The following is a 16,397-nucleotide window of genomic DNA, read 5'->3' as shown; positions in this document are numbered from 1 at the left end:
ATGTTAATATTTTCACAATATTACTTGCTATATTTAATTAATAGAGCAATCTTTGTTAGGTTCTAATTTAAATAGATATTTATAAACCAAAAATAACAACAGATTTACTCTTTAGTTATCAATTAAATACTATAATTAATTTACAATTAGGAGCGAATAACTTTTTAAATATTTACCTAACTAAACAAAATAATTTTACTGATAGTATTGGTTTATGGGATGCTACACAAATGGGAGAAAATGGCTAGTTTTACTATATAAAATAGAATTTAAAACTACAATTATTAAACACTTAATTCTTTTTTGTTGTTTTCTTTAAAAAAAATGCAAATTTTTAGGGTATTTTTTTTGTTTTTCTGTCTTATATAATAAATCGGTTCTCTCTTTTTACTTAAGTAATACCAATTTAGTTAATAAATGCCGCATTAAATGCATTTAGAAAATGATGATTTCCAGTTATAGATTTAATCGTTTCACTATCCATTTTCGTGACGGTTTAAGACCGTTGCAAAAAGCGAACTTAATTATTTTTACTTTTTAGAGTTCCCTTTTTTTTAGCTAAAACATCGATTATGCTATTTTTTTTCTATTTTAAGTGAGTAAATGCCTTTTTTAGGCTTCATTTTTCCTTAATTTTTACAATTAGACGCAAATATCCCTGGACTTCGATATAAATTGTAGCATATTGCCTCCATCAAATTTTGTGTATGCATTTTTTTCATCCCTCTATATCTTGCAATTCCACCTTTAAACCATAATTTTATTCCTCCAAAAGTACGTTCTACTTTAAACCTTGTTTTTCCTATTAATTTATTGAATCTAGTTTCCCATTTTGTTAACGGTTTATTTTTTACCGCCTTTTTAAGGATATGATTCTTTAAATTACGCTTCTTTAAAATCGCAACATTTTTCTTTGATTGGTACCCTTTATCAGCCTTTAGAGGGATGCCTTTTGGTAATGCTACATTTACAGTTTCTAGAACTTCCTCCAAATTTGCAATCTCATTTTTGCTGGCAGTTGTGGTTAGTACTCCTAGAACAAGTCCTTCGTTATCCGTTACATGATGCTTTTTAAACCCAAAATGGTACTTTCCTCTTTTCTTTAACCAAGTACCCTCTTTATCGACACTATCTGGATATTCTTTGTGTACTTCTACTTGGTCTGCACAGCGGTCTTCGGTTACCTTAAAATTTGTTTTTCCTTTTGGTCTAAGTGGCGTATCTATTACACTAGCGTCTATTATTAAACCTGTTTTTACAATGATATTATGTGCTTCTAGCTGTTTGTTTATGGAGGTAAATAATTTTTCGAAGGTTTGTGTTTTGGTTAATGCGGTTCTAAACCTACTTAAAGTACTATGATCTGGAGCAACCTGTTCAATGGTCATCCCACAAAAATAACTAAAGGAAAGACTGTCATTTATTCGGTCTTCAACTTCATAATCGCTTAAACCATACCAACTTTGTAAAAGACACATTTTAAAAAGTAATGTCCCATCATAAGAAGGCTTGCCAGTGGCACTTTTTCCTTTTAAATAATCATTATTTATTAGGATAGAGATCGTATCCCAATCGATAAGGGTGTTTATTTGGGTGAAAAATGTCTTTTTAATTTTTCTTGCTCGTAAATCGCAAATGCTATCGGCTAAAGTTGGTTGTTTTTGTATTTTCATACACTAAATTTACAACTTAATATACTTACAATCAAATATTTAACATAAATAATTACGTGTTATTTTTGTGCTTTTTATTAGGTACTTCCTTGCAACGGTCTTGGTTTTATGTAGCCATTCTTTAAGGTTTTCCATTTTTTCAAAGCGTTGATTTTTAAATCTATTTTTAATGTATTGCCAAACTTGTTCACAAGGATTTAACTCTGGATTATAAGGGGGGATTCTTAATAAATGAATATTTTCAGGTATTTCGATATTCTTTGTTGAATGAAAACCTGCGTTATCGATCACCACAATTTTATATTCCTTAGGCTTATATAAAGAGAATTCTTTAAGATAGGCTTCGAATATTTTAGTATCAACACCATTAATTTCCCATACAAAACAATCTCCATTGATTGGGGAATAACTTCCATATAGATAAGTTGTTTTGAAAATATGCTGATAAGTAACTATTGGTTTGACTCCATTAGCTGTTAAATATTTTCCTAAATGATTCATCATTCCAAATCTAGCTTCGTCTTGAAAATATAGATTTACCTCTTTGTATTTATTTTTATTTAGACTTAATCTAATGTTGTTTAGCGCATTAGGTAGTTTTTAAAAAGGCTTTTTCAGCCTCTACATTTTTTTTGTAATGAGATTTTCGCGGGCTTTTAAGTTTTGTTTTAAAATGTTGCTTTAAATACTCTCGAATACGTTGATATTTTATCTCAATCCCATAGGTTTCATTTACCCATATTTGCGCATCCCAATATCCTAAAAAAGGGTTGAGAGGGTCATTAACTCTTTGCGATAAACCTAAATGAATTTCAGAAGTAATAATTTTTGATTGTTTATTTTTTGGCTTATCACTAATCATTTGATCAATTCCAAATAATCTATAGGTTTCTATCCATCTTTCTAATGTTCTGATGTGAACTCCTACAGAAGCTGACACTTCTTGTCGAGTTTTAAACTTTTTTGTCTTTATATAAATTAAAGATTTTACTCGCTTTTCCCCTTTTAATGTTGTTTGCTTTGACACTAGTTCTTTAAGCTCAATTAGTGATTCTGAAATATCTAAACTTGCTATTCTTCCCATAACGTAATATAATGAAAATATACGGCATTAAAAAACTATTTTGATATTAATCCGATACTTTTAAAAATTGCTAGTGTTAACAAGGGGTGCAAAGGGAATAAAAAAAGGGACAAATCAAAAAAAAATGATTTGTCCCGGTTGGTACTGAAGGCGGGACTTGAACCCGCACGGCCATTACTGACCACTGGATTTTAAGTCCAGCGTGTCTACCAATTCCACCACTTCAGCGTTGGTATTTTGAATAGAGCGAAAGACGGGATTTGAACCCGCGACCCCCACCTTGGCAAGGTGATGCTCTACCCCTGAGCTACTTTCGCAGTCTTTATGTTAATGAACTTAAGCGTAACGCTTAGTTTGCTTTTTTTAGTTACTTTAAAACTAACTTAATTAAATATTTAATATTCTAATTGAAAATTAACATCCTTCCTATTAAGAGCGGTGCAAATATAACAAGTTTTGACTATCTGACAAATAAATTTTGATTTTTTTATCAATGTTTTAGCTCTTTTTGAAAATCATTTTCAACTACAGATTCCATATTTTTACAAGTAGCTAATTTTTAATATTTTAAATGCGTAAGTTTAAAACGTGTTTTAAAGATTTTTTAGAATATTAATTTTCACTAGCAAACCATTCTGCAAAACTTGTATCTGTTTCTGATAGTTTTATAGAATGTAATTTGATATTACTCGGCAATCTACTTTTTATTTTTTGAGCAAAATCTATCACCATCATTTCACTAGTTGGTTGGTAATCAACTAAAATAACATGATGATCTCTGTCTTTCAACTCTTTTGCCAATTCTATATGTGGTGTATTTTGATTAAAGACAGTTGCGTGATCAAATAAATCTACAATTTCTTCTTTTACAATTTTTTTTAAATCGCCAAAATCAATCACCATTCCAAACTTTACATTGTTGCTGTCCGTAATCGGTTTTCCAGAAACAGTTACAGAGAGTTTGTAAGAATGTCCATGAACGTTTTTACACTTTCCGTCATAACCATATAATGCGTGTCCAGTTTCAAATTTAAACTGTTTTGTAATTCTAATTGTGCTCATTATCTTCTTCTTCTATATTTGTTATAAAAATAAACAATAACCAATCCTATTGCTAAAACTAGAAATAAATAATCTCCTCCCATTTTGTAATTTTATATTGTTAATCTATTATGAAATCCTTTAAAACGTCAGCAATTTTTCGATTGTCTGACAATTGCGGAATCTTATTTTGCCCTCCAAATTTACCAATAGATTTCATATATTCATGAAAACCACCTTTTTTAACTTTTCTAATGATTAAAGGTCGTAAAACTTTACCCGTAATTAGGTCTAAATAATAAATGTTTTGTACCTGCATAGAAGCATCAATTTTTGACGCAAATTCTTCCAAGTTTTCTGGTTCATTTTCAAATTCTATAAACCATTCATGATAGGGCAAACCCTTTGCTGGATTTACTTGCGGCGCAACTGTAAACTCGCTAATATTTATTTTTGTATCAGAAATCGAATCGTTCAATGCTTTTTCAACTTCTTTACCAATAACGTGTTCGCCAAAGGCGGATATAAAATGTTTAATTCTACCTGTAACTTTAATTCTATAAGGTTTTGTTGATGTAAATTCTACAGTATCTCCAATGTTATACCCCCAAAGTCCGGCGGTTGTGTTTAAAATGATCACGTAATTCACGCCAATTTTTATATCTTTTAAAGAAATTCTGGTAGGATTCTCATCAAAAAAGTCAGTAGACGGAATAAACTCATAGAAAATTCCCGAGTTTAATTGCAATAACATTCCTTTTTCTGTTTGACTATCTTGATACGCAATAAATCCTTCGGATGCAGGATACAATTCTATATAAGCTATTTTTTTACCTATTAAACTTTCAAATTTATTCTTATAAGGTTCAAAGTTTACACCACCATAAATAAAGAAGTTAAAATTAGGGAATAATTCTGAAACCGATTTTCCTGTTTTTTCAATTAATTTTTCAAAATACATTTGTACCCAAGATGGTATGCCGCTAATCACAGTCATATTCTCATTAATTGTTTCTTCTACAATTGCATTTACCTTTGTGTCCCAATCTTCAATACAATTGGTCTCCCAACTTGGTAATCTGTTTTTTAATAAATATTGAGGAACATAATGTGCCACAATACCGCTTAACCTGCCTAATTTAACACCATTTTTATCACTTAAAACAGGGCTTCCTTGTAAAAAGATCATTTTACCGTCAACAAAGCTAGCATCTTTTTTTTCTAGGATATAAAATAATAAAGCATTTCTTGCAGCTTTAATATGAGTTGGCATCGATTCTTTTGTAATAGGAATGTATTTTGCGCCCGAGGTTGTGCCTGAAGTTTTGGCAAAATAGAGCGGTTTTCCTATCCATAGAACATCAGATTCACCAGCTACAATTCTATCCACATAAGATCGTAAACCTTCGTAATCAGAAACTTTTACACGATTTTTAAAATCATCATAAGTAACAATATTTTTAAAATCGTGGTCTTTGCCAAAAGCAGTATTTTTAGCTTTGCTGATTAGATTTTTAAAAACTTTATCTTGAGTTTTATGCGGATTGTTTGCCCAATTAAAAACTCTTTTTGTTGCAATTTTAGCAAACGGAATTGCAAATACAGATTTTATGCTCATAATTAAAAGTCGATCAAATTTGTAGGATTGATAGCGTAACCGCCACTCCAAAGTTCAAAATGTAAATGTGGCCCAGTTGAAAACTCTCCTGTAGATCCAACGCTAGCAATTACCTCTCCAGATTTCACAAGATTTCCTTGCTCTTTTAGCAGATTTCCATTGTGTTTATAAACAGAAATATAATCATAAGCATGCTTTAAAATAATTACATAACCCGTTTCTGTGGTCCAGCCAGAAAAAATAACAGTTCCGTCTGCAATTGCTTTAACAGCAGTGTTTTTTTTAGCAACAATGTCTACAGCTAAATGATTTTTTTTAATATCAAAACCTTGAGAAATTGTACCTGTTAAAGGCGGGAAAAAAACAATTTTTACATTTGTTAATGCATTATTTTGAATAGGGAAACGATCTTCGATATCTATTTTTTCTCTAAAAATAGAATCCTCTTTAGAGGCGTTTAATAAACTATCTTGTATGCTAATTCTCTCTAATAACTGCAGAGAATCTAACACTTCTACTCTAATTTCTCCTGTTAAAATAGGCTGTAATGCTTTTGTAAAATTTTGTAAAATGGTTAATCTTTTCTTTAAAGAATCTGTCTGAATTGCTAATTTGGTCGCTTTTATTTTTAATTCTGTAGATGAGTACCCAGGAATATACTGCTTTACAGGTGTAAATGTGATGAAAAAAGTGGTGACTAAAATTAATAAAAAAGAAAGAACACCACCTAAAACAAAGACGTTTAACAAAGATAATCGTAAAGAAAAACGTTCTTCAAAAGTACCTTCATTTAAAACAACCAACCTATATTTATTGGTTAGTTTTTGTTGTAATTTACCTTTTTTTTCTTTTGTTTTCCCACAAAATGGCGTTTTTATTGAAATTTAGATACAACGTAAAAGTAGCGAAACTATTTTTTATAAAAATTCATTTCATCAATGTATTCCCAAACCTCTTTGGTTAATAACGGTTTTACGTTCTTTTTATTTTTAATTCCCTTTCTTATCATTGTAGACGAAATTTGCACAATCGGCGCATCAACTAAATGAATTTTTTGATTATTTTTAAACTGATGCTCAATAACTCCTTCTGCAATTCTTGGATAGACATAAATGTGATGATGCTCTAAAATCGTTTCATAATTCTTCCATTTATGAAAACTTTTTAAATTGTCTTCGCCCATAATTAAACAAAATTGATTATTTGGATAATTTTCTGAAATATGTGCTAATGTAAAAACGGTATAATTTGGTTGTGGTAGTTTAAACTCAACATCAGAAGGTTTTATTTTATTATAACTTTCTGTTGCTTTATAAACAAGTTCAAATCGATGGTGATTTTCTAATAAAGAACTTTTCTTTTTAAACGGATTATGAGGCGTCACAATCATCCAAATTTCATCTAAATCAGAATGTTCAACCATATGATTTGCAATGATTAAATGGCCAATATGAATTGGGTTAAATGTGCCAAAGTATAATCCTATTTTACTCATGTTATTAAGTTTGAAGTAGGGAGTTTGAAGCCTGAAGAAGAAATTTTATTTAAACTTCCTTTAAATTTGATATCTTCAGATTTCAGTCTATTTTTATTTATTTAAAAAATCAGCAACCAACTCTTCAGCTTCTTTTAAAGCAACTTCTAATTCGTAGTTTTTGATAATTTTATCAAATTGCGGTGCAGTTGCTAATTCTACAGAAGCTTTTGCAATGCGCATATTAATTTTTTCTTCACTTTCTGTTTTACGCTTTTTTAAACGTATTTTTAATTCATCTACACTAGGTGGTTTTACAAAAACTGACAGCGTTTCATCTGGAAATTTCTTTTTAATTCGCAAACCTCCCACAACATCAATATCAAAAATAACGTGTTTTTTTAGTGCCCAAATACGTTCAATTTCACTATTTAAAGTTCCGTAAAAACTATCTCTGTACACTTCTTCCCATTCTAAAAAGTCATCACTTTTAATATGGTTTTTAAACTCTTTTAGAGATATAAAATAGTAATCAATTCCATTTTCTTCAAAACCTCTTGGATCTCTTGAGGTTGCTGATATTGAGAACTCTAAATTAAGTTTCTCCTGCTTTAATAAGTGGCGAACGATGGTTGTTTTACCAGATCCAGAAGGGGCAGAAAACACAATTAATTTTCCTTTAAAATCTTTACTCATAATTTTGTTTTTACGTTTCCAAGGGATGTATCCTTGAGCGCAGTCTAAAGGTTATTTTTGAATGCGCAGTAAACTTCAGCTTTAAGCTTCATTTATAGCACATTTAAAATTTGTTCTTTAATTTGTTCTAGCTCGTTTTTCATTTGAATTACTGCTTTTTGCATTGGTGCAAAATTTGCTTTAGAACCTGTTGTATTTATTTCTCGTCCCATTTCTTGCACAATAAAACCTAGTTTCTTGCCATTAGAATCTTCTGTTTCTAAGGTTTGTAAAAAGTATTCTAAATGATTTGCCAAACGTACTTTTTCTTCATTAATATCTAGTTTTTCTAGATAATAAATCAACTCTTGCTCAAAACGATTTTGATCTGTTTCTACTTTTAAATCGTCAATAGCTTTTTGTAAACGCGCTTTTACGTTTTCAATTCTATCTGCATCAAAAGAATATACTTCTTCTAAATATTTTTTAATGTTGGTAATTCGTTCTCTAAAATCGATTTCTAAAGAAGCAGCTTCGTCAATTCTATATTGTACAATTTCTTTGATGGCTACATCTATATTTTTGTTGATGAGATTCCACTCGTTTTCATCTAATTCTTCACGTTCTGTATTTAATGCATCTGGCATTCTAATTGCCATTTTTAGCAATTCAACATCATCAGAAGCACCCGTTTGAACAACATTTCTTAATTGCTGCATGTATTGTTTTACAACGCTGTGGTTTACTTTTGTAGAAGTTTCATCCGCAGTCATTTCAACAAAAATTGAAAAATCTATTTTACCTCTAACTAGAGCATTTGCTAGTTTTTTACGAACATCCAATTCTTTTTCTTTATAGTAAGAAGGAATCCTAACGTTTAAATCTAAATTTTTGCTGTTTAGGGATTTTATTTCTATCGTTACTTTTTTGGTTGGCAGTTGCAACACAGATTTTCCGTAACCTGTCATAGATTGAATCATGCAATCGTTGTTTTAAATGAGGAGCAAATATAAGTTTTATTTTGTAGAATTTTTTACTTGTTGAGAATGCAAATAGATTAAATTATTTGGATACAAATTTTACAGATTTACACAATTTTATGGAAGCTTAATTTTATTAAAATAAATAATTAAAGCGCATTAATTCGTCTTTGATTTAATTGGTGTTTTACTTTTTACTTGTTTGGTAACTAAAAATACACCAAGAAAGATGATAATTGTTGCAGAAATTTTTACTAAATTTAAAGAATCACTTCCAACAATTAACGCGTAGATAGTTGCTATTACGGGTTGTAAATAGATAAAAACACTAACAGTTGTTGGTTTTAATTTTGTTAAACCATACAAGTTAAAAAGGTAAGTAATACAAGTTGTAAAGAGGATTACGTAACCAATATTCCAATATATTCCTGTTGGTATATCTTGCCAAGTAACGGTTGTTAACTCTTTGTAGGAAAACGGAATAACAAAAATTAATCCGAATAAATATAGCCATTTAACAAACACAATTGGATGGTATTTTGCAATTAAGTTCTTTGCCAATACCAAATATAACCCATACGAAGCTGCATTTACAAAAACTAAAAAGTTACCTAAGCTACTATTTGTGGCATTTCGATTGTTAGCACTGCCATAGGTAATTAATAAAATAGCGCCAATTAAACCAATAAAAATTCCTAAAATTCTCTGTTTCTCAATCGGTTTTTTAATAATTATACTCGAAAAAATAAGCACCATTATTGGCGAAGTAACCATAATAACAGAGGCACTTATTGGTGTTGTTAAACTTAATCCTTTAAAAAAAGCGAGCATATTTAAAGCAGTTCCAAAAAATGCAGCGAACAAGATTTTTTTATAATCACCTTTTGCTATTTTTTGTTGTTTTATGAAGAGGCCAGCAATCCAAAAAATAATTGTTGCACCAGCAACACGTAAAAAAATAAATGCATAAGGCTTTATATGTAAAGGCATTACCTCTTTTGCAATTGTATAATTAACGCCGTATATTAAGGTAGCAATAGAAACTGCAATTAATGCTACTATTCTTTTATTCATTAAGTAAATAAGCTCTAAAAATTACGGGCAAAGTTGATGATAAATTTTAAAAATTAGGTATAAAAAAGAGTTTCAATTAATTGAAACTCTTTTCACTTTGGTTATCTAACTTTTGGCTAGTCCACCAAAGGTGGAATCCTTATAATGTACTAAAAATAGTATTTCTTCAGTTTACTAATTAACAATACTTTTTAAGAAGCATTTTTAATTTAAATTCAGATTTTTTGTTACCTGCAAGATACAAATTTTATAATACTATATTTGTTGTCATAATTTATTAAAATGGAGATACACTATATTGGCGAATCAAATTCAGTTTTAAACACTTTTATAGCCGAAATAAGAGACAAAAACATTCAAAAAGATTCCTTACGTTTTAGAAGAAATATAGAAAGAATTGGAGAAATTTTAGGTTATGAACTAAGTAAAAGCCTATCGTATTTAAATGTTTCTATTGAGACACCTATGGCTAAAAAGAATGTACAATTACCTAATAATAATTTAGTTTTATGTTCCATTCTTAGAGCCGGTTTACCTTTGCATCAAGGGCTTTTAAACTATTTTGATAAAGCAGAAAATGCTTTTATTTCTGCATTTAGACATCATCCATATAATGATGACGAGTTTAAAATTGTGGTAGAATATTTTGCATCACCAGAAATAGAAAATAAAACGTTGTTATTAGCGGACCCTATGCTAGCAACTGGGCAATCTTTAGTTGCTGTTTATGAAGCTATAAAAAAACACGGAACCCCAAAAGAGTTGCATATAATTGTTGTGATTGCCGCGAAAGAAGGTGTTGAATTTATAGAAAAACATTTTCCAGAAAATACACATTTATGGGTTGCTGCTATAGATGATGAACTGGATAGTAAAGGGTATATTATTCCTGGTTTAGGTGATGCAGGAGATTTGGCTTTTGGTAAAAAATTATAGAAAAAACAGAAGTAAATACTACCTAGTAAAAAGCCATATAAAATTAAATTCTTCACATTTTTTTCTTTATTAATTGAATTCCGTTTGTAATAATTACGGAAGCAGGAAATAGTATAAAAAGAACTTCTGAGCCGTTTTTAGCTGGTAATAGCGCTAAAAAAAGAAGTACGATAAAAAAGTTTGTTATTAGTAAGCTCCAACTTCTTCTAAACGTATTACTAACGCCTATCGTTTCTAAAGATTTAAAAATAATAGAGAAGAGTGAAGCTATAAACACGCACAGAAAAAACCAAATAAATTTTGTTTTGGTGTAAAGTTCAAGGTCAAAATTGATATTAAAATCAAAAAGTTTAGTGAATTCCTCAGTCTTATCAAACCAAAAATAGTAAGTAAAATAAATAAACAACGGTGTTATAAAGCCTATAATAGGTGTAAAAAGTGTATGCAGTGTTATTTTTTGGTGTAAAGAGATACCAGTAAAAATTAATATAAAAAATAAAATAGAAATGGGTTCTAAAAGAAACAAGGTTCCTAGCCAAAACCCACTATCAAACAACTTTTGAATCACCTTTTTAGACGAACGTAAACTATATAATTTCCGTAAGATAAATAGGTAAATTGTTACTAAAATCAGGGTCTTGTAAGTACCCAATTCTGGCAAAATACAGATTACAAAAAGGGTGAAAATAAAGTACGCATACGAATTATCAAAAGTTAATTTATTCTTGTTAAGTATAAAGTTGAAAAAGAAAAAAACGCTTAGAAAAAGTAACAGTAAAACAAAGCTTTTCAGCAATTTATCCGCAGAAAAATCAGTATTAAAAAAAGCAGAAATAACAACTATTAAATAACAGATTAGAAAAAAAACAAGTATGCCTATAAAATTAATAGGTTTAGATTTGTTTAAAAAATTGGCTAGCATTGTTTCTTTTGTTATTTTTGCAACGTAAAGATAATTAAGTTATGATAGCAAGCAATATTTTTAAGTGGATTGGTAGTTTATTTACTGATGTTTTTTTTCTTCCTTTTAACTGGCTGCGCACTGAGGTTGCCTCAGCCGACTTTGGATGGTGGATTTCTAATGCAGTAAACTGGACGTTTTTAATTGTTTTATTATTTTTATTTAAATACTGGATGAGTGAATCTCGTCGTTTTGTAAAAGAAGGAACAGAAGACAAGGCTTAAATTTATAGATTGGGAAGTAAAAACAAACTAAAGCGTTTCGAAGAAAACGAAACGTTTAAAAATGTCATTCAACCTACTAGAGAAGAAGTTGTTACTAACTTTTCTTTAAAAGGAAAATGGCATTCTTTTTTTAAAAATGACAATCCTATTGTTGTTGAATTAGGCTGCGGTAAAGGTGAATACACTATTGCCTTGGCTAGAAAAAATCCGAATAAAAACTTTATAGGAATTGATATAAAAGGGGCTCGTTTTTGGCGAGGAGCAAAAGTTGCTATTGAAGAAAACCTCGATAATGTTGCTTTTGTAAGAACTCAAATTGAGTTGGTCGATTTTATTTTTGCTGAAAATGAAATTTCAGAAATCTGGATTACTTTTCCAGATCCACAAATAAAGTTTCAGCGCACCAAACATAGAATGACAAATGCTACTTTCTTAAAAAAATACCATCATATTTTAAACGAAAACGGAATTATGAATCTTAAAACAGATTCAGAATTTATGCATGGTTACACTTTAGGTTTATTGCATGGCGGAGGTCATGAGGTTTTATATGCAAATCATACCGTTTATAAAAATGATGGCGCACCAAAAGAAGTTACAGAAACGCAAACTTTCTACGAAAACCAATATTTAGAAGTTGGGAAACCTATTACTTATATTAAGTTTAGATTAAAATATTAGTACGTAATTGCGAAACTAGATAAAGTTGAAGCAATTTTTTTTTACTGATGTTTCAATGATTATTTTTTCAAGTTTTGAGGAAGCTCATTTTATAATTTTAAACGCTTCTTTTTTAATAGAACTCAGTGAATCTCTTACTTTCTCTTTAAAAACTCGTGTAAAAGCTATTTCATAAAAGTTTATATCTTCACTTCATGAAAGAATCTGACAATTTTTTTGATAAAGTATACCAAGTTGCACGCTTAATTCCCTATGGTCGCGTTACAAGTTATGGCGCAATTGGTGTTTATTTAGGTGCAGCAAAATCTGCTAGAATGGTTGGTTGGGCCATGAATAAATCGCATAATTTAGAAGATGTTCCTGCGCACAGAGTGGTCAATAGAAAAGGATTATTAACAGGGAAACACCATTTTGATGGCACAAATTTAATGCAACAATTGCTAGAAAACGAAGGTATCGAGGTTATAGATAATCAAATTCAAGATTTAGAAAAAGTGTTTTGGAATCCTATAGAAGAACTATAGAAAAGTTTCATTAAATTTATCCCCTTTCCAATTAGTTATAGCTTTTTTTAGTAATTGCTCTAAAGAAGTTTTTGTTTTAGGCACTTTTTTAATCATAATTACAAAAATTGGCATCATTTTAATTCGTAAAATTCGTCTCTATAATTTCCATTTATCAACAAATAAATAATCACAATATAATCACTTTAATTTCTTAATACTAAGGCGTATCTTTGTAATCAAGATTAAATAAAAATAAGACGTGAGTTTTACAAAGCAAGATATATATAAAGCATTAGAAACTATTACTGCGCCTGGCGAAGGAAAAAGCTTAATAGAAAACAATAATGTTACAAATGTGGTCACTTTTGGCGATGAAGTAATTGTTGATGTAACCATCAGCAACCCTACTTTACAAGCAAAGAAGAAAATTGAGTCAGAAATTTCGAAAGTAATTAAGATTGCTGTTGGAGAAAAAATTGAGGTAAAAATCAATGTAAAAGTTGAAAAGCCAGAACCAAAAGAAACTCCAAACCAGATTAAAGGAAAAGCAATTCCTAATATCAAAAACATCATTGCAATTGCATCAGGTAAAGGGGGTGTTGGTAAATCTACCATTACATCAAATGTTGCAATTTCATTAGCTAAAATGGGTTTCAGTGTGGGTGTTTTAGATGCAGATGTGTACGGACCATCACAACATATTATGTTTGATGTAGAAAAAGCAAGACCACTTTCAGTAAAAGTTGATGGTCGTTCAAAAATGCAACCTGTAGAAAATTACGGCGTAAAATTATTGTCTTTAGGATTTTTTACAAATCCTGATGAAGCTGTAATTTGGAGAGGTCCAATGGCGTCAAAAGCATTAAATCAATTAATTTTTGATGGTGATTGGGGCGAATTAGATTTTCTTTTAATCGATTTACCTCCAGGAACAGGTGATGTGCATTTATCAATTGTACAAGCTTTACCAATTAATGGCGCAGTTGTAGTTTCAACACCGCAAAATATTGCACTAGCAGATGCAAAAAAAGGAGTTGCTATGTTTCAACAAGAAAGTATTAATGTGCCCGTTTTAGGAATTATCGAAAACATGGCCTATTTTACACCAGAAGAATTGCCAAATAACAAGTATTATATCTTTGGTAAAGACGGTGCGAAAAACTTGGCAATAGATATTAAAACTAAATTTTTAGGCGAAATTCCGTTAGTACAAAGTATTAGAGAATCAGGAGATGTTGGGCATCCAGTAGCTTTGCAGGAAGGGACTGTTTTAGAAAAATCATTTACGGATATTACCAAAGAAATCGTTTCAGAATTATTAAAAAGAAATTCAAATTTACCACCAACAGAAGTTGTGAGAATTACAACAATGAGTGGTTGTAGTTCAGTAAAAAAATAAGCACATGACAGCACAAGAAACAATAGATAATGTAGAAAAAGCATTAGATGAAATCCGTCCTTTTTTAATGAGTGATGGTGGCAATATCAAGCTGCTTTCTATAGAAGATTCTGTTGTAAAAGTCCAATTACAAGGCGCTTGCACAGGTTGTTCTGTAAATCAAATGACTTTAAAAAACGGAGTTGAAGCAACTATAAAAAAATATGTGCCTCAAATTCAGGAAGTTATTAATGTTGCTTAACTGATAAAAACAAGTTTTTAAACGTTTAGAAAAATAGAGTTTTGGGCATTCCTAAAAAGGTCGGGCTTTACATTATGTCTTTTTTTTTAAAAAGAAACAAAAAAGTTAATAATATCAATAGTTATTCGAAAGGTTTCGATCCCTAATGCGATCCTCAATAAAAAAAATAGAGTAACGTCATTGCGAGGTACGAAGCAATCTGCTTATTTATGTAAAGATTGCTTCGTACCTCGCAATTACGAAGTAAAAGAAAATAGAAATGATTACAACAGATATATTAATTATAGGTGCAGGACCAACAGGCTTATTTACCGTTTTTGAAGCGGGTTTGTTAAAATTACGTTGTCATTTAATTGATGCTTTACCACAAGCTGGCGGTCAATGTTCAGAAATTTATCCAAAGAAACCAATTTATGATATTCCTGCATATCCAGAAATTTTAGCGGGTGACTTAACAGATAAATTACTAGAGCAGTGCAAACAGTTCGAACCAGGTTTTACACTGGGCGAACGCGCAGAAACGATCGATAAACAAGAAGATGGCTCTTTTATAGTAACAACAAATAAAGGAACAAAACATCAGGCAAAAATTGTTGCAATTGCTGGTGGTTTAGGAAGTTTTGAACCTAGAAAACCGCCAATTCCTAATATTATAGATTTTGAAGATAAAGGGGTAGAATATATTATTCGTGATCCAGAATTTTATAGAAATAAAAAAGTAGTGATTTCTGGTGGAGGAGATTCTGCTTTAGATTGGTCAATTTTTTTAACCAATATTGCGTCATCAGTAACTTTAATTCACAGAAGAAACGAATTTAGAGGCGCTTTAGATTCAGTTGATAAAGTACAAGAATTAAAAGACGCGGGTAAAATCACCATGATTACGCCTGCAGAAGTAAAAGGAATTGTTGGTACTGGCAAAGTAACAGGAGTTTCTGTGGTGCAAGAAGGTGGTGAGGAATTTACTATTGAAACAGATCATTTTATTCCGCTTTTTGGATTGTCTCCAAAATTAGGTCCAATTGCAAATTGGGGTTTAGAAATCGAGAAAAATGCTATTAAAGTAGATAACGCTTTAGATTATCAAACCAATATCCCAGGAATTTATGCAATTGGTGATGTAAACACATATCCGGGGAAATTGAAATTAATTTTATGCGGATTTCACGAAGCTACATTAATGTGCCAAAGTGCTTTTAAACGTATTTTTCCTGATAAAAAGTATGTAATGAAATACACAACCGTAGGGGGGTCGATGGTTTTGACGGCACAAGAAAAGAAGCTCCAAAAGCTGTGATTAAAAAGATTGAGTAAGCTGTATCGTCTCGTTATTGATCGTTTACGAAGCAATCCGTTTATGTAATTACTTTTTTTGGATAAAAACTAGAATTTCCAAAGCTTTAAACTGTTTTCATTTTAGTCCTTATGAATTTGGTTTAGGTTTATTTGGCTTACTTTTTTTTGGTTTAGGTTCATTGATAGTTGTTTCAATTTTTCTGTTATACTACAATAAAATCCCAAAAAGAAATAATTCAGTAAGCGAATTAACCAATCCAATATATCAAAAAAAAGATATTTTACTACAATTAAGTAGCAACGATGCTAATTTATAAGTTTGCAAAGTTCCATATTAACCTTTGTTAAAGCTTTAGTGTTTGTCTTTATTGCCTTTGTGGTTTTCATTCCGGTTGATCAACTTTTTGGAGTTGCAAATTCTATTTACTAGGATTTTTAAAAATATACTTTCCTTTTTGTACCTTTGTTAATGTCACTAAATCGATTGAGATGTATTTAGACTTATTAACACATTTAAAATTCTTAATAAAACGC

18 protein-coding genes, 2 tRNA genes and 1 pseudogene are annotated in these 16,397 nt (G+C 30.3%); 7 read left to right on the top strand and 14 right to left on the bottom strand.

All coding sequences use genetic code 11. From position 1 onward, the window contains the following. Nucleotides 1-629 precede the first annotated feature (629 nt). From BST83_RS16080 to BST83_RS16025, 12 genes are all read right to left on the bottom strand, one after another. The gene (locus BST83_RS16080; RefSeq protein ID WP_104808384.1) at nt 630-1,673 is read right to left on the bottom strand and encodes an IS5 family transposase; all 1,044 of its coding nucleotides are present in this window, start codon (nt 1,671-1,673) and stop codon (nt 630-632) included. A 39-nt stretch (nt 1,674-1,712) separates the two neighbouring features. Continuing rightward, nucleotides 1,713-2,249 carry an IS630 family transposase gene (locus BST83_RS16075; RefSeq protein WP_104810661.1) on the bottom strand — a complete coding sequence of 179 codons (537 nt, stop codon included), beginning with the start codon at nt 2,247-2,249 and terminating at the stop codon, nt 1,713-1,715. A gap of 13 nt (nt 2,250-2,262) precedes the next feature. Beyond that, the gene (locus tag BST83_RS16070; protein WP_104810660.1) at nt 2,263-2,757 is read right to left on the bottom strand and encodes a winged helix-turn-helix domain-containing protein; all 495 of its coding nucleotides are present in this window, start codon (nt 2,755-2,757) and stop codon (nt 2,263-2,265) included. Between the two features lie 139 nt (nt 2,758-2,896). Next, nucleotides 2,897-2,985: transfer RNA gene (locus BST83_RS16065), tRNA-Leu, on the bottom strand. A 17-nt stretch (nt 2,986-3,002) separates the two neighbouring features. Continuing rightward, nucleotides 3,003-3,074, bottom strand: a tRNA-Gly gene (locus tag BST83_RS16060). Between the two features lie 295 nt (nt 3,075-3,369). After that, entirely contained in the window at nt 3,370-3,819 is a 450-nt protein-coding gene (locus tag BST83_RS16055) for a 6-pyruvoyl trahydropterin synthase family protein (RefSeq protein ID WP_104810659.1), read from the bottom strand. A gap of 100 nt (nt 3,820-3,919) precedes the next feature. Further along, entirely contained in the window at nt 3,920-5,416 is a 1,497-nt protein-coding gene (locus BST83_RS16050; protein WP_104810658.1) for a GH3 auxin-responsive promoter family protein, read from the bottom strand. A gap of 2 nt (nt 5,417-5,418) precedes the next feature. Beyond that, nucleotides 5,419-6,219 carry a M23 family metallopeptidase gene (locus BST83_RS16045; RefSeq protein ID WP_240614793.1) on the bottom strand — a complete coding sequence of 267 codons (801 nt, stop codon included), beginning with the start codon at nt 6,217-6,219 and terminating at the stop codon, nt 5,419-5,421. A gap of 107 nt (nt 6,220-6,326) precedes the next feature. After that, the gene (gene nadD, locus BST83_RS16040) at nt 6,327-6,911 is read right to left on the bottom strand and encodes a nicotinate (nicotinamide) nucleotide adenylyltransferase (protein WP_104810656.1); all 585 of its coding nucleotides are present in this window, start codon (nt 6,909-6,911) and stop codon (nt 6,327-6,329) included. Between the two features lie 93 nt (nt 6,912-7,004). Then, nucleotides 7,005-7,586 carry a guanylate kinase gene (gene gmk, locus BST83_RS16035; protein WP_104810655.1) on the bottom strand — a complete coding sequence of 194 codons (582 nt, stop codon included), beginning with the start codon at nt 7,584-7,586 and terminating at the stop codon, nt 7,005-7,007. Between the two features lie 92 nt (nt 7,587-7,678). Beyond that, complete coding sequence (locus BST83_RS16030; protein ID WP_240614792.1) at nt 7,679-8,545, bottom strand: YicC/YloC family endoribonuclease; 867 nt, start codon at nt 8,543-8,545, stop codon at nt 7,679-7,681. A 159-nt stretch (nt 8,546-8,704) separates the two neighbouring features. Next, entirely contained in the window at nt 8,705-9,619 is a 915-nt protein-coding gene (locus BST83_RS16025) for a DMT family transporter (RefSeq protein WP_104810654.1), read from the bottom strand. A 282-nt stretch (nt 9,620-9,901) separates the two neighbouring features. Here BST83_RS16025 and upp point away from each other — a divergent pair, with 282 nt between their 5' ends. Continuing rightward, nucleotides 9,902-10,555 carry a uracil phosphoribosyltransferase gene (upp, locus tag BST83_RS16020; RefSeq protein WP_104810653.1) on the top strand — a complete coding sequence of 218 codons (654 nt, stop codon included), beginning with the start codon at nt 9,902-9,904 and terminating at the stop codon, nt 10,553-10,555. Between the two features lie 52 nt (nt 10,556-10,607). On the opposite strand, the gene BST83_RS20835 is transcribed toward upp, so the two are convergent. Then, on the bottom strand, nt 10,608-11,477 hold the full coding sequence (locus BST83_RS20835) for a DUF6427 family protein (RefSeq protein WP_104810652.1): 870 nt from the start codon (nt 11,475-11,477) through the stop codon (nt 10,608-10,610). 41 nt (nt 11,478-11,518) lie between these two features. Between BST83_RS20835 and BST83_RS16010 the strand changes: the two genes are divergently transcribed. From BST83_RS16010 to BST83_RS16000, 3 genes are all read left to right on the top strand, one after another. Continuing rightward, complete coding sequence (locus BST83_RS16010; RefSeq protein ID WP_104810651.1) at nt 11,519-11,740, top strand: DUF6341 family protein; 222 nt, start codon at nt 11,519-11,521, stop codon at nt 11,738-11,740. A 9-nt stretch (nt 11,741-11,749) separates the two neighbouring features. Further along, entirely contained in the window at nt 11,750-12,421 is a 672-nt protein-coding gene (gene trmB / locus BST83_RS16005; protein ID WP_104810650.1) for a tRNA (guanosine(46)-N7)-methyltransferase TrmB, read from the top strand. A gap of 194 nt (nt 12,422-12,615) precedes the next feature. After that, nucleotides 12,616-12,945, top strand: a complete 330-nt coding sequence (locus BST83_RS16000) for an MGMT family protein (protein ID WP_104810649.1) — start codon at nt 12,616-12,618, stop codon at nt 12,943-12,945. Here the strand turns inward: BST83_RS16000 and BST83_RS21180 are convergent. Then, a complete protein-coding gene (locus tag BST83_RS21180) occupies nt 12,940-13,062 on the bottom strand; it encodes a hypothetical protein (RefSeq protein WP_302849471.1) in 123 nt (40 codons plus the stop codon). The genes BST83_RS16000 and BST83_RS21180 overlap by 6 nt on opposite strands. A 124-nt stretch (nt 13,063-13,186) precedes the next feature. Here BST83_RS21180 and BST83_RS15995 point away from each other — a divergent pair, with 124 nt between their 5' ends. From BST83_RS15995 to BST83_RS15985, 3 genes and pseudogenes are all read left to right on the top strand, one after another. Next, nucleotides 13,187-14,326, top strand: a complete 1,140-nt coding sequence (locus tag BST83_RS15995; protein WP_104810648.1) for an Mrp/NBP35 family ATP-binding protein — start codon at nt 13,187-13,189, stop codon at nt 14,324-14,326. A 4-nt stretch (nt 14,327-14,330) separates the two neighbouring features. Then, complete coding sequence (locus tag BST83_RS15990; protein ID WP_104810647.1) at nt 14,331-14,567, top strand: NifU family protein; 237 nt, start codon at nt 14,331-14,333, stop codon at nt 14,565-14,567. A 259-nt stretch (nt 14,568-14,826) separates the two neighbouring features. After that, nucleotides 14,827-15,881: pseudogene (locus tag BST83_RS15985) on the top strand (NAD(P)/FAD-dependent oxidoreductase). Nucleotides 15,882-16,397: the final 516 nt, after the last annotated feature.

This window comes from Polaribacter filamentus (assembly GCF_002943715.1).
Lineage (GTDB): Bacteria > Bacteroidota > Bacteroidia > Flavobacteriales > Flavobacteriaceae > Polaribacter > Polaribacter filamentus.
This window is presented reverse-complemented; position numbering and strand designations above follow the sequence as displayed.

Excerpts from the sequence above, each read along its gene's own strand:
- BST83_RS16080 (WP_104808384.1), bottom strand. The coding sequence starts at position 1,673 with ATGAAAATACAAAAACAACCAACTTTAGCCGATAGCATTTGCGATTTA.
- BST83_RS16070 (WP_104810660.1), bottom strand. The coding sequence starts at position 2,757 with ATGGGAAGAATAGCAAGTTTAGATATTTCAGAATCACTAATTGAGCTT.
- BST83_RS16055 (WP_104810659.1), bottom strand. The coding sequence starts at position 3,819 with ATGAGCACAATTAGAATTACAAAACAGTTTAAATTTGAAACTGGACAC.
- BST83_RS16050 (WP_104810658.1), bottom strand. The coding sequence starts at position 5,416 with ATGAGCATAAAATCTGTATTTGCAATTCCGTTTGCTAAAATTGCAACA.
- nadD (WP_104810656.1), bottom strand. The coding sequence starts at position 6,911 with ATGAGTAAAATAGGATTATACTTTGGCACATTTAACCCAATTCATATT.
- gmk (WP_104810655.1), bottom strand. The coding sequence starts at position 7,586 with ATGAGTAAAGATTTTAAAGGAAAATTAATTGTGTTTTCTGCCCCTTCT.
- BST83_RS16030 (WP_240614792.1), bottom strand. The coding sequence starts at position 8,545 with ATGATTCAATCTATGACAGGTTACGGAAAATCTGTGTTGCAACTGCCA.
- BST83_RS16025 (WP_104810654.1), bottom strand. The coding sequence starts at position 9,619 with ATGAATAAAAGAATAGTAGCATTAATTGCAGTTTCTATTGCTACCTTA.
- upp (WP_104810653.1), top strand. The coding sequence starts at position 9,902 with ATGGAGATACACTATATTGGCGAATCAAATTCAGTTTTAAACACTTTT.
- BST83_RS20835 (WP_104810652.1), bottom strand. The coding sequence starts at position 11,477 with ATGCTAGCCAATTTTTTAAACAAATCTAAACCTATTAATTTTATAGGC.
- BST83_RS16010 (WP_104810651.1), top strand. The coding sequence starts at position 11,519 with ATGATAGCAAGCAATATTTTTAAGTGGATTGGTAGTTTATTTACTGAT.
- BST83_RS16000 (WP_104810649.1), top strand. The coding sequence starts at position 12,616 with ATGAAAGAATCTGACAATTTTTTTGATAAAGTATACCAAGTTGCACGC.
- BST83_RS21180 (WP_302849471.1), bottom strand. The coding sequence starts at position 13,062 with ATGATGCCAATTTTTGTAATTATGATTAAAAAAGTGCCTAAAACAAAA.
- BST83_RS15990 (WP_104810647.1), top strand. The coding sequence starts at position 14,331 with ATGACAGCACAAGAAACAATAGATAATGTAGAAAAAGCATTAGATGAA.